This window comes from Pseudomonas sp. R5(2019), assembly GCF_009905435.1.
In the GTDB taxonomy this organism is placed as follows: Bacteria; Pseudomonadota; Gammaproteobacteria; order Pseudomonadales; family Pseudomonadaceae; genus Aquipseudomonas.
In genome coordinates this window covers 1-13,394 of the sequence record NZ_JAAAMT010000052.1, presented here as the reverse complement: position 1 = coordinate 13,394, position 13,394 = coordinate 1, and the positions used below count along the sequence as shown (strand labels likewise).

The following is a 13,394-nucleotide window of genomic DNA, read 5'->3' as shown; positions in this document are numbered from 1 at the left end:
AACCCATATCGTGTAGGAGCCGAGCTCGCTCGCGATGCAGGCGCCGCGGTTTAACTGGCAGACTGCGGCGCTTGCATCGCGAGCAAGCTCGGCTCCTACGGTGAGGAGCCCGTCTCGGAACCGCTGGAACAGAGCGGTTTCGCGACATTTAGTTTGTTTACTCTAAAAATGACCATATGGTCTCAATAAGTCACTTTGGTGACTTTTCCTACAACCTTAGGTCTAGTCGCCCTTCGGCAAAGCTGCTACTCTCGGCGCGCTTTTGACTGTTCAGTTCGCAACGAACTGCTACACCCTATCAATAATAATCGCATCGAACGCGGTGATGAATTCACGGTGCTGGAGGAGTGGGCTTCCATGGTCGAAAATTTCTGGAAGGATAAGTACCCAGCCGGGATAGCTACACAAATCAATCCCGATGAGTATCCGAATGTTCAGGCGGTATTGAAGCAGTCTTGCCAGCGCTTCGCCGATAAACCGGCCTTTAGCAACCTGGGCAAGACCCTCACCTACGGCGAACTCTATGAGCTCTCCGGCGCGTTTGCCGCTTGGCTGCAGCAGCACACTGACCTTGTGCCTGGCGATCGCATCGCTGTGCAACTCCCTAACGTCTTGCAATATCCCGTTGCTGTTTTCGGCGCGATTCGTGCGGGCCTGATCGTGGTCAACACCAACCCGCTGTACACCGCTCGCGAGATGGAGCACCAGTTCAACGACTCCGGCGCCAAGGCGCTGGTGTGCCTGGCGAACATGGCGCACCTGGCGGAACAGGTTGTACCCAAGACCGCCGTCAAGCACGTGATCGTGACCGAAGTCGCCGACCTGCTGCCGCCGGTCAAGCGCCTGCTGGTCAACAGCGTGATCAAGTACGTGAAGAAAATGGTCCCGGCCTACCACCTGCCCAAGGCGATCAAGTTCAATGACGTACTGAGCAAGGGTCGTGGCCAGCCGGTTCGGGATGCCAACCCGTCCAGCGACGACGTGGCGGTGCTGCAGTACACCGGCGGCACCACCGGTGTTGCCAAGGGCGCAATGCTGACCCACCGCAACCTCGTCTCCAACATGCTGCAATGCAAGGCGCTGATGGGCTCCAACCTCAACGAAGGTTGCGAGATTCTGATCACACCGCTGCCGTTGTATCACATCTATGCCTTCACCTTTCATTGCATGGCGATGATGCTGATTGGCAACCACAACATCCTGATCAGCAATCCGCGCGACTTGCCGGCGATGGTCAAGGAGCTGTCGAAGTGGAAGTTCAGCGGCTTCGTCGGCCTTAATACGCTGTTTGTGGCGCTGTGCAACAACGAGGCATTCCGCAAGCTGGACTTCTCGGCACTGAAAATCACCCTGTCCGGCGGCATGGCCCTGCAGCTGGCCGCGGCAGAGCGCTGGAAAGACGTCACCGGTTGCCCGATCTGTGAAGGCTACGGCATGACCGAGACCAGCCCGGTGGCATCGGTCAACCCGATCCAGAAAATCCATATCGGCACCATCGGCATTCCGGTGCCGTCGACCCTGTGCCGGGTCATCGACGATGCCGGCAATGAGTTGGCATTGGGTGAAGTGGGTGAATTGTGCGTCAAGGGCCCACAAGTGATGAAAGGCTACTGGCAGCGCCCTGAAGCCACCGCCGAGATCCTCGATGCCGAAGGCTGGTTGAAAACCGGCGACATCGCAGTGATCCAGCCCGATGGCTACATGCGCATTGTCGACCGCAAGAAAGACATGATCCTGGTGTCTGGCTTCAACGTTTACCCCAATGAGCTTGAAGACGTTGTGGCGGCATTGCCGGGCGTGCTGCAATGCGCGGCGATCGGCGTGCCGGACGAGAAGTCCGGGGAAGCGATCAAGCTGTTCGTGGTCGCAAGACCCGGTGTGACGCTGACCAAGGAGCAGGTCATGGAGCACATGCGCGCCAACGTGACGGCCTACAAGGTGCCACGCTTTGTCGAGTTCCGTGATGCCTTGCCAACCACCAACGTGGGCAAGATCCTGCGTCGGGAACTGCGGGATGAAGAGCTCAAGAAGCTGGGGTTGAAGAAGATCGCCTGAAGTTCGGCGGCGCCTCCTGCCCTCACCCCAGCAGGGTGAGGGCAGGGCCCTCAGCGCAACCTTTCCAGCATCTGGTAATACCACATCCCCGCTGCCAGCATCGGGTTGCCGAACACGTCCCCCATCGGCACCTTGATGTGCTTGCACCCTGCAAAGGTATCGAATTTCCCCAGCGTGCCAGTCAAGGCCTCGGCCATGATCTCGCCCATGATATGGCTGGTGGCAATTCCGTGCCCCGAATAGCCCTGGCAATACCAGACGTTATCCGAGAGCTTGCCCAGCTGCGGGATCCGGTTGACCACGATGCCCATGGCGCAACTCCATTGAAACTCGATGTCCACGCCCTTGAGCGCCGGGAAGGTCCGCTCGATGCACGGCCGCAGTTCCGCTGCGATATCCCGTGAGTCGCGCCCCGAGTAGTTTGCGCCGCCACCAAACAGCAGGCGGCCGTCAACGGTCATGCGGTAGTAATCGAGCACAAAGCGGCAGTCGTAGACGGCCAGGCCCTGGGGGTTGAGCTGCCGGGCCAGCGGGCCCAGAGGCGCGGTGGTGACAAGGCCGCCCATGGCCGGAAAGATCTTGCCCTTGAGCTGGCGCTTCTCCAGCTGGTGATACACATCACCGGCCAACAGCACCTGGCGGGCATTGATGCGGCCCTGGGCGGTGACAACGGCCGGGTGCTCGCCGTGGATGATCTCCAGCACCTGTGAGTTTTCGAACACCAAGGCGCCCAGGCTGTGTGCTGCACGGGCTTCGCCCAGGCACAGGTTCAAGGGGTGCAGGTGCATGTTGCGGGTGTTTTTCAAGGCGCCCAGGTACAGGTCGCTTTGCAGGTGTTCGCCCATGGCACCGCGGTCGAGCAGAGTGACCTGTTCCCCCATGCCGCGTTGCACCGCCTCATCGTGGGCGACTTTGAGTTCGGCCAGGTGCGACGGCTTCATTGCCGCATGCAGGTGCCCATGGCGCAGATCACAGTCAATGGCGTATTTCTCAACCCGCGCCTTGATGATCTCGTGGCCGCGCCAGCGCAGGTGCCAGATAAAATCGTCCACCTCCTGCCCGAGGGTTCGGCGCATCTGCTTGCGCATGGCCTCATCGCCGGACAGGCTGCCGGTGACCTGTCCGCCATTGCGCCCGCTGGCGCCCCAGCCAATGCGGTGGGTTTCGACAATGGCGACCTTCAGGCCGCGTTCGGCCAGTTCCACGGCGCTGGCAACGCCGGTGAAGCCACCGCCGATGATGACCACGTCGACTTCGACCTGGCCTTGTAAGGTCGGGTACTCGGTCGCATCGTTGAGGGTGGCGGTGTAATACGAGGCGCTGCGCTGGGCAGGGCCGATCATGGGGCGCAAGGCGGCGTTCATGCTGGTGGTCCTTTTCAGAAGTGGGCGGTATCAGGCTTGGGTCAAGTACCAACGCCAATCCTGTTCTCCAACTTCGGCCATGAATTGCCGGTATTCGGCACGCTTGACCGCCAGGTACACACCAAGAAAATCCTGCCCCAGCGCCTCGCACGCCCACTTCGATTGCTCCAGCGCCTTGAGCGAAGTCAGCCAGTCGGTTGGCAGAAAGGTCTTGGCCTGGGCATAGCCGTTGCCTTCGACCGGTTCACCTGGATCGATCTGCCCGCGAATGCCGCGGTGAATACCGGCCAGAATCGCGGCGGCGGCGAGATAGGGGTTGGCATCGGCGCCACAGATCCGGTGTTCGATGTGCCGAGTAGGGGCCGGGCCACCGGGCACCCGCAGGCTGACGGTGCGGTTGTCGACACCCCAGGTCGGCGCCAGCGGCGCATAACTGTTGGCCTGAAAACGCCGGTACGAGTTGGCGTTGGGGCAGAACAGCAACAGCGAGTCGAGCAAGGAGGCGAGCATGCCGCCGACCGAATGGTGCAGCAGCGGTGTGCCGGCCTTGTCTTCGCTGGCATAGAGGTTATTGCCGGCGGCATCGGCGAGGCTCACATGCATGTGCATGCCGGTGCCGGCCAGGTGATCGAACGGCTTGGCCATGAAGCAGGCCTGCATCCCGTGCTTGTGGGCCACACCCTTGACCAGCCGCTTGTAGCGCACGGCCTGGTCCATGGCTTGTAGCGCATCGCCGTGCTCCAGGGTGATTTCGACCTGGCCCGGGGCGTACTCGGAAATCGCCGTGCGTGCTGGAATCCCCTGAGCCTTGCAGGCGGCATACAGGTCGGCGAGAAACGGCTCGATCTGCTCAAGCTCACGCAAACCATACACTTGCGTCGTGCGCGGCCGCCCGCCATCGCAGTCCAGGGCCGGCTGTGGCCGGCCTTCACTGTCGCGGCGCTGGTCGAGCAGGTAGAACTCCAGCTCACAGGCCATGACCGGGCAGTAACCGTCGGCCTTGAGCGCATCGATGACCTTGACCAGCAGATGACGCGGGTCTGCCACGGTAGCCGGCAGGCCCTCGGTGGGGTGCATGCTGACTTGCACGGCAGCGGTGGGGATCAGCCGCCAGGGCATGCGCGTCAGGCTGCCGGCCAGCGGGTAGGCACGGCAGTCGATGTCGCCCACGTCCCAGACCAGCCCGGAGTCCTCGACGTCATCGCCATTCAAGGTCAGGCCGAGCATGGTGCTGGGCAACGGGCGGCCGCTTTCATACACCGCCAGCAGCTCGTCGCGGTGTAACAACTTGCCGCGCGGCACGCCGTTGGCGTCGAGGATAAACAGCTCGAACATCTCGATATCGGGGTTTGCAGCCAGAAATTGCTGGGCGTGTTCCACAGGGGCAAAGTGCATGGTTCTCTCGCTCGTGAGCACCCGTCAGGGTGCGCAATGGCGGCCCGGACAGGCGGGCAGGCCAAGGCTGAATAAGGGTTGGCCATAGACAGGCCGACGGTTTCAGATCAAGTCGAGAGGGGCATCTGGCGGGCGGGCATGGCGGCAGTGCCACAGTGCCCAGAAGGCGAGGATCACATTGAACAGCGGATTTTCGCAGGGGTGCGCCCGCACCTTCGGGAAAGAAGGGAGCTGTTGCCGGCGGATCAAGCGCACAAGGGAAATCATGCCCTCGATACTCACACGCCGCTGATGCTCCATTAAATCAGCATTTATAAATCTTCAGGTTCGCTGCGGTTAAACAAAGGCCCGGCCGCATCGGGGTCGTGCTGGGCGGGGCAAATCTGCGACAATCGCCGCCACACCAATGCCGATCACATCAAGGCAGGCTCTGCTGCGCCGAAATCCATGTGGGAGCGGATTTACCGGATCGCCGGACCGCCGCGAATGAATGCACCGCAGATTCTCAGGCACTGCGCGTCGTCTTGATTCGCGGATAAATCCGCTCCCACAGGGTCTATAGCATTCGGCTCTGCTGCCTCACTTATAAAGACGTTTGCGTACCTGATGACCGACCAAGCCGCCGCTATCGACCAACTGCTGAAAAACCTCGACCAGGCCATGATCGCCGACCGCCATCGCTTGCGCCGGCAACTGCACGAGCTGCGCAAGAAGCCCGATGACGCCAGGCTTGCGCAGTGGGTCGACAAGGTTCAGGCCTCTTTTGCCCGAGTGACCGCGCGGCGCACCAGCATTCCTGGCATCCGCTACGACGACAACCTGCCGATCGCCGCCAAGCGTGACGAAATCAAGAAGCTGGTCGACGAACACCAGGTGGTGATCATCGCCGGTGAGACGGGGTCGGGCAAAACCACCCAGTTACCGAAGATCTGCCTGGAGCTGGGCCGCGGCCAGCATGGCCTGATCGCCCATACCCAGCCGCGGCGAATCGCGGCGCGCAGCGTCGCCACCCGGGTCGCTGAAGAGCTGGGCACGCCGCTGGGGGCGCTGGTCGGTTATCAAGTGCGGTTCGAAGACCAGAGCGACGCCAACACCCTGGTCAAGCTGATGACCGACGGCATCCTGCTGGCCGAAACCCAGCACGACCGCTTTCTTGAGCGCTACGACACGATCATTGTCGACGAAGCTCACGAACGCAGCCTGAACATCGACTTTCTGCTCGGCTACCTCAAGACCCTGCTGCCCCGTCGCCCCGACCTCAAGGTGATCATCACCTCGGCGACCATTGATCTTGAGCGCTTCTCCGAGCATTTCGACAAGGCGCCGATCATCGAGGTGTCCGGTCGTACCTATCCCGTCGACACCTGGTACCGGCCACTCACCGCCGAGCAGGACGAGGAGGGCAACCGGGTCGAAGACGACCTGACGGTGGACCAGGCGATCCTCGCCACCCTCGACGAAATCGCCGCGTTCGAGCGCAGCGAAGGCAAGCGCCCCGGCGATGTGCTGGTGTTTCTGCCCGGCGAGCGGGAGATCCGCGACGCCGCTGAAATGCTGCGCAAGGCCCAGCTCAAGCACACCGAGATCCTGCCGCTGTACGCGCGCCTGTCGCCGGCCGAGCAGCAGAAGATATTCCAGTCTCACCCGGGCCGGCGCGTGGTGCTGGCCACCAACGTCGCGGAAACCTCGCTGACGGTGCCGGGCATTCGCTACGTGATCGACAGCGGTACTGCGCGTATCAGTCGCTACAGCTATCGGGCCAAGGTCCAGCGGTTGCCGATCGAGGCGGTCTCCCAGGCCAGCGCCAACCAGCGTAAAGGTCGCTGCGGGCGGGTCGAACCGGGCATCTGCATTCGCCTGTACAGCGAGGAAGATTTCAACGGTCGGCCTGAGTTCACCGACCCCGAGATTCTGCGCACCAACCTGGCCGCTGTTATCTTGCAGATGCTGCACCTGCGCCTGGGTGCCATCGATGCCTTCCCGTTTATCGAGCCGCCGGATGGCAAGGCCATCAGCGACGGTTTCAACCTGCTGCAGGAGCTCTCGGCGGTCACCCGCGAGAACCAGCTGACCCCGTTGGGCCGTCAATTGGCGCGCCTGCCGGTAGACCCGCGACTGGGTCGCATGCTGCTCGAAGGCGCCAGGTTGGGCAGCCTTCAGGAAGTCTTGATCGTTGCCAGTGCGCTGTCGGTGCAGGATGTGCGCGAGCGTCCGCCGGAGCGTCAGCAGGCTGCCGACCAGGCCCACGCCCAGTGGAAGGACGTGGATTCGGACTTCGCCGCGCTGGTCAATCTGTGGCGCGGCTTTGAAGAGCAACGCCAGGCACTGACCGCCAGCCCGTTGCGCAACTGGTGCCGCAAGAACTTCCTCAACTACCTGCGCTTGCGCGAGTGGCGCGATGCCCACCGCCAGCTCGGGCTGATTTGCCGCGACCTGCAACTGAGCGTCAACAAGGACCCGGCCGATTACCCGAAACTGCACAAGGCAGTGTTGTCCGGGCTGCTCAGCCAGATCGGGCAGAAAACCGAAGACGGCGATTACCTCGGCGCCCGCCAGCGGCGTTTCTGGATTCACCCCTCGTCGGGCCTGGGCAAGAAGCGCCCGCAGTGGCTGATGACCGCCGAGCTGGTGGAAACCACCAAGCTGTATGCGCGCATGGTCGCCAGGATCGAGCCGGACTGGATCGAACCGCTGGCCGGGCACCTGATCAAGAAAAACCATTTCGAACCGCACTGGGAAAAGAAGCGCGGGCAGGTGGTGGCCTACGAGCAAGTGACCTTATACGGGCTGATCGTCGTCGGTCGCCGCCCGGTGCACTTTGGCCCGATCGAGCCAGTGTTGTCCCGCGAGCTGTTTATCCGCGAAGCGCTGGTGCGCGGCGAAATCCAGTCCAGAGCCAAATGCCTGAGCGCCAATACCCGCCTGCTGGAACAGCTCGACGAGCTGGAGGCCAAGGCGCGTCGCCGGGACATCCTGGCCGACGAGGAGACCCTGTTTGGCTTCTATGAAGCGCGGCTGCCGGCCGAGATTCACCAGACCGCAACCTTTGACAGCTGGTACCGGGTCAACAGCCAGAAAGACCCGCAGCTGCTGATCATGCGCGAAGAGGACGTGCTGGCCCGCGAGGCCAGCGAAGTCACGGCCGCGCATTATCCCGACCAACTGCGGCTGGGCGACCTGACGCTGGTGTTGAGCTATCACTTCGAACCCAACCATGTGCGCGACGGCGTCACGGTGCGCGTTCCGGCCCCGTTGCTGCCAGCCCTGCCGGCCGAGCGCCTGGAATGGCTGGTGCCGGGCTTGCTCGAAGCCAAGTGCATTGGCCTGGTCCGCAACCTGCCCAAGGCGATCCGCAAGAACTTTGTGCCGGTACCGGATTTCGTCAAGGCCGCGCTGCAACGCATGACCTTCGGGGAAGGCTCGTTGCCCCAGGCGCTGGGGCGTGAACTGCTGCGCATGACTGGTGCGCGAGTCAGCGATGAAGCCTGGCAGGAGGCCGCACAGCAGCTCGACAATCACCTGAAGATGAACCTTGAAGTGGTCGATGCCGACGGCAAGTTCCTCGGTGAAGGGCGTGACCTCGCCGAATTGACGGCCCGCTTCGCGCAAGCCAGCCAGGCGGCCCTCGCTGTGCCGCAATCGGCCAGAAGCCAGCAACCCGTCGAAGCCAAAGTGTTTGCACCGGTGGCCGAAAGAGCCCAGCAAAAAATTGCCGGCCTGTCGATGACGGTGTATCCGGCACTGGTCGAGGAGCAGGCCACGGTCAAGGAAGGGCGCTTTTCGACCCCGGCCGAAGCCGAGTATCAGCACCGTCGCGCCTTGCAGCGTTTGCTGCTGCAGCAGCTGGCGGAGCCGGCGAAGTTCTTGCGCGGCAAGCTGCCGGGCCTGACCGAACTGGGCTTGCTGTACCGGGAGCTCGGGCGAGTCGATGCGCTGGTCGAAGACATTCTGCTGGCCAGCCTGGACAGCTGCATCCTTGACGGCGAAGAGACCCTGCCACGCGATGGCGCCGGCCTGTTGTCGCTGGCCGAACGCAAGCGCGGCGGCTGGGTCGAGCATGCCGAGCGGCTGGCACGCCTGACCCTGGAGATCCTCAAGCTCTGGCACGGTCTGCAAAAGCGTTTCAAGGGCAAGATCGACTTGGCCCAGGCCGTGGCGCTCAACGATATCAAGCAGCAACTCGGCCAACTGGTCTACTCTGGATTTGTCCGCGAGACGCCAGCGGTGTGGCTCAAGGAACTGCCACGGTTTCTCAAGGCCGTGGAAATGCGCCTGGAGAAGCTGCCTTCGCAGGTGCAGAAAGATCGGGTCTGGAGCATCGAGCTGGCCAACCTCTGGGCGCAATACCAGGCCCGCGCCGCCAAGCATGCCCAGGAGGGCAAGCGCGACCCGCAACTTGAGTTGTACCGCTGGTTGATCGAGGAATACCGGGTGTCGTTGTTCGCCCAACAGCTGGGGACGCGGGTGCCGATCTCGGACAAGCGGCTGAGCAAGCAGTGGAGTCAGGTCGAAGCCTAGGCGCCAAAACGCCAGGGATATGGCACACTTCGGCGTTAAATTGCCCACGCACGGCCCTTGATGCCTGCGTGGGGCTGGATCGCTCCAGCCGTTTGCAGGCCCTGTCATCGGGGATAATGCCAACGAAGATTGGTACCAAGGTACCAATTATTCATTCCGAACAGGCCGTTGCGTGAAGTGACGGCCCAGAACAGAGGAACGACCGTGCACAACGTCGTCATCAGCGGCACCGGCCTGTACACCCCGGCCAACAGTATCTCCAACGAAGAGCTGGTGGAATCCTTCAATCAGTATGTGCAGCAGTTCAATACCAAGAATGCCGAGGCGATTGGCCGTGGCGAAATCGAGGCGCTGGTCGAATCCAGCGCTGCCTTTATCGAGAAGGCCTCGGGCATCAAGAGTCGCTTTGTCATGGACAAGGAAGGCATCCTCGACCCCCGGCGCATGAAGCCGCGCCTGCCTGAGCGGCCCAACGACGAGTCCTCGATCCTCTGCCAGATGGCCGTTGCTGCCGCCAAGCAAGCACTGCAGCGCGCCGGCAAGACGGCCGCCGATATCGACGGCGTGATCGTGGCCTGTTCCAACCTGCAGCGCCCGTATCCGGCCATCGCCATTGAAGTGCAGCAGGCCCTGGGCATTCAGGGCTTCGGCTTTGACATGAACGTCGCCTGTTCCTCGGCCACCTTCGGCATCCAGACTGCTGCCAACAGCGTGCAACTGGGCCAGGCGCGGGCGATCCTGGTGGTCAACCCGGAAATCTGCACTGGCCACCTGAACTTCCGTGACCGTGACAGTCATTTCATCTTCGGTGACGCCGCCACCGCCGTGATCGTTGAACGAGCTGACCTGGCCACCTCGGCTCACCAGTTCGACATCGTCAGCAGCAAACTGCTGACCCAGTTCTCGAACAATATCCGCAACAACTTCGGTTTCCTCAACCGCGCAGGCGAGGAGGGTGAGGGCGCGCCAGACAAACTCTTCGTGCAGGAAGGCCGCAAGGTGTTCCGTGAAGTTTGCCCGATGGTCGCCGAACTGATCGGCCAGCACCTTGAAGAAAACAACCTCAACGTCAGCGACGTGAAACGCTTCTGGTTGCACCAGGCCAACCTGGCTATGAACCACCTGATCGTGAAAAAGCTGCTGGGCCGTGATGCCGCCCTTGAAGAAGCCCCGGTGATTCTCGACCGCTACGCCAACACCAGCTCGGCGGGCTCAGTGATTGCCCTGCACGAGCATCAGGACGATCTGCCCAAGGGCGCGTTGGGCGTGCTCAGCTCGTTCGGTGCCGGTTACTCGATCGGCAGCGTGATTCTGCGCAAACGCTGATCCCACGCTCAAACCTGCGGGTTCCTACCCGGCTTGCGCGTTGTCTCTGTCACTCACAGAGACAATTCTGCGCGCAACAATCGTTTCGGCAGGTGGAAGCGTTTGCCCGCAGACGTTTTAATCGCACTCCGATGGAAAACAGTGCGAGGTAGGGATGGCGGCTGCAGACGATTGGCAGTTACTTGAACGCTTGTTGGCCGGTGAACAGAAAGCCTTCGAGGAGCTGGTCTCGACCTATCAGGGCGGCATGCGCGCTGTTGCCTATGCCATTGTCGGCAGCCGCCAGGCCGACGAGGCCGTGCAGGACGCCTGGCTGGCGGTGGTGCGCAACCTGTCCGGCTTTCAGCGTCGTTCAAGCCTGAAGACCTGGCTGTTGACCATCACCGCCAATGCGGCGAAAAACCGTTACAAGCAGAATCGCCGGGAAGTGCTCCTGGACGACCTGCCATCCCCCCACGGCACCCTTGGCGATGACCGTTTCAGCAGCGACGGCCACTGGTTGCTGGCACCCTTTGCCTGGCACGAAGACACCCCCGAGGCCCTGCTCAGCGAAGATGAGCTGCGCGAATGCCTGGAACACACCGTATCGAGCCTTAATCAACTGCAGAGCAGCGTGCTGATCCTGCGTGAGCGCCAGGGCCTGGAGATGGACGAAATCTGTAATCTTCTCGATATCTCGATCTCCAATGCGCGAGTGCTGTTGCATCGCGCACGGCTCAAGGTCTTCGCCACCCTGGAACATTTTGAGGAAACCGGCCAATGTTGACTTGCAAGGAGCATGTTGCACGCTCCAGCGACTACCTGGATGGGCAATTGAGCTTTCATGAACGCTTGCTCGTTCGCCATCATTTAATGTGTTGCCCGAACTGCCGCCGCTTCATCAATCAGATGCGCTTGATGCAGGCCACCTTGAGGCAGATGCCGGATACCCCGGCGATCGATGTCCAGGCGCTGGCAGGGCAGTTGGCTGCTGAATACAAGCAGGCGGATAAAATCTGACCGTTTTTTGATCAGTGTCACCCGTCAAGGTGTGTGCAAAGGCTCTGCAACGGGGCGTGTGCATTTATTCTGATTCGAAGTAAAAAAGTTCCCTTGTAACAAAATCTTTATATATCAGCCACGTGGCTGCAATAACCCCCGGCCAAGATTCCCTCCCAACACAAGCAGCTCTAACTGCGTGTTTTTCAAGACTATTACAGGGGAATTCTTCGATGATCCGTAAGCACTTCGCCGGTTTCGCGGCCAGCGCATTGGCCCTCGCCGTAACCGCCCAGGCTTTCGCGGGTACCGTGACCACTGACGGCGCCGATATCGTAGTCAAGACCAAGGGGGGCCTTGAAGTCGCCACCACCGACAAAGAGTTCAGCTTCAAGCTGGGCGGTCGTGTTCAGGCGGACTACAGCCGCTTTGACGGTTTCTACACCAACAACGGCAAGACGGCAGACGCGGGTTACTTCCGTCGCGCCTTCCTGGAGTTGGGCGGCGTGATGTTCACCGACTGGGCGTATCAGGTTAACTACGACCTGTCCCACAACGCCGGCGGTGACAACCGTACCGAAGATGGTTACTTCGACGAAGCTTCCCTGGCCTACAACGGCTTCAAACCGGTGTCCATCAAGGTGGGTCGTTTCGACCCCGACTTCGGTCTGGAAAAAGCCACCAGCTCCAAGTGGGTGACTGCTCCTGAGCGTAACGCGGCCTACGACCTGGTTGACTGGGCCAACGCCCACAACGGCGGCATGGGCATCCAGGCGTCCGGCAACGCTGGCGACTCGCTCTACGGTTCGGCTGGTTTCTACGCCAAGGACGCCACCAACCAGGCAGACGACGGCGACAGCAGCAAGCAGTTCAACCTGCGCGCCGTTTTCGCACCGATGCACGAGGCGGGCAATGTACTGCACTTCGGCTTGAACTACGCTCAGCGCGATCTTGCCGACACCGCCTTCGACGGCCGTATTCGCAGCCGCCTGGGCATGCGTGGCGTCAGCACCGATGGCGGCCAGGATGCCGGCACCAATGGCAACCGCCTGTGGCTGGGCGGCGCCAACAACACCCCGTCGGGCGCTTATGACACAGACAAGGCCATCGGCGCGGAAGCGGCGTTCGCCTTCGGCCCGTTCTCGCTGCAGGGTGAATACATCAAGCGCAAGGTCGAGGCAGATGCCGCAGCCTTCCAGGACATCGATGCTACCGGCTACTACGGCCAGGTCGCTTACACCCTGACCGGCGAAGCACGCGGCTACAAGCTGGGCAAGTTCGACGCCATCAAGCCTGCGAACAAGCAAATCGGTGCGTGGGAACTGTTCTATCGCTATGACCACCTGAGCGTGGAAGACGATAACCGTACCTTCGCCACCATCAGTGACGTGGAAGCCAAGGTGCACAACGTCGGCGTGAACTGGTACGCCAACGAAAACATCAAGCTCACCGGTGCCTACATCAAGGCCCAGACCGACAACGCCACCAACGCAGTGGGTGACGACGACGGCGACGGCTTTGTGATGCGCGCGCAGTACGTGTTCTAACTCGGCAATGCTCCCCATCCGTTGATTGCTTCGGCCCCGCGTTTGCGGGGCTTTTTTTTTTATCCCCGACTCTGAACCAAACGCCTGTAATTACATGGACTCGCCCACGCCGAGGCGTCAATGCGCCACGGTGGCGGTCTAAGAAGCCAACGACAGCGAGGGCGAGTCCATGAAAAAGAATACGACGATAGATCAGTCCCTGTCTTCCACC

Annotated in this window: 8 protein-coding genes; 6 read left to right on the top strand and 2 right to left on the bottom strand. The window is 61.5% G+C overall.

The genetic code is table 11. The features are described from left to right. Window positions 1–357 precede the first annotated feature (357 nt). Window positions 358–2,055: a long-chain-fatty-acid--CoA ligase FadD1 gene (fadD1, locus tag GUY40_RS23870; protein WP_166571375.1), complete on the top strand. Its 1,698-nt coding sequence runs from the start codon at window positions 358–360 to the stop codon at window positions 2,053–2,055. Between the two features lie 50 nt (window positions 2,056–2,105). On the opposite strand, the gene GUY40_RS23865 is transcribed toward fadD1, so the two are convergent. Next, on the bottom strand, window positions 2,106–3,419 hold the full coding sequence (locus GUY40_RS23865) for an FAD-binding oxidoreductase (RefSeq protein ID WP_166571374.1): 1,314 nt from the start codon (window positions 3,417–3,419) through the stop codon (window positions 2,106–2,108). A gap of 30 nt (window positions 3,420–3,449) precedes the next feature. Further along, complete coding sequence (locus GUY40_RS23860) at window positions 3,450–4,814, bottom strand: glutamine synthetase family protein (protein WP_166571373.1); 1,365 nt, start codon at window positions 4,812–4,814, stop codon at window positions 3,450–3,452. A 606-nt stretch (window positions 4,815–5,420) separates the two neighbouring features. On the opposite strand from GUY40_RS23860, the gene hrpA reads away from it, so the two are divergent. From hrpA to GUY40_RS23835, 5 genes are all read left to right on the top strand, one after another. Next, on the top strand, window positions 5,421–9,332 hold the full coding sequence (gene hrpA, locus GUY40_RS23855) for an ATP-dependent RNA helicase HrpA (RefSeq protein WP_166571372.1): 3,912 nt from the start codon (window positions 5,421–5,423) through the stop codon (window positions 9,330–9,332). Window positions 9,333–9,536: 204 nt separating this feature from the next. Next, a complete protein-coding gene (locus GUY40_RS23850; protein WP_166571371.1) occupies window positions 9,537–10,658 on the top strand; it encodes a beta-ketoacyl-ACP synthase III in 1,122 nt (373 codons plus the stop codon). Between the two features lie 154 nt (window positions 10,659–10,812). Beyond that, window positions 10,813–11,424, top strand: a complete 612-nt coding sequence (locus GUY40_RS23845; RefSeq protein ID WP_166571370.1) for an RNA polymerase sigma factor — start codon at window positions 10,813–10,815, stop codon at window positions 11,422–11,424. Continuing rightward, a complete protein-coding gene (locus GUY40_RS23840; protein WP_166571369.1) occupies window positions 11,418–11,657 on the top strand; it encodes an anti-sigma factor in 240 nt (79 codons plus the stop codon). Before GUY40_RS23845 ends, GUY40_RS23840 begins: the two co-directional genes overlap by 7 nt. Window positions 11,658–11,869: 212 nt before the next feature. Further along, window positions 11,870–13,183 (top strand): OprO/OprP family phosphate-selective porin, encoded by a 1,314-nt coding sequence (locus tag GUY40_RS23835; protein WP_166571368.1) that lies wholly within the window; start codon window positions 11,870–11,872, stop codon window positions 13,181–13,183. The last annotated feature ends 211 nt before the right edge of the window (window positions 13,184–13,394 follow it).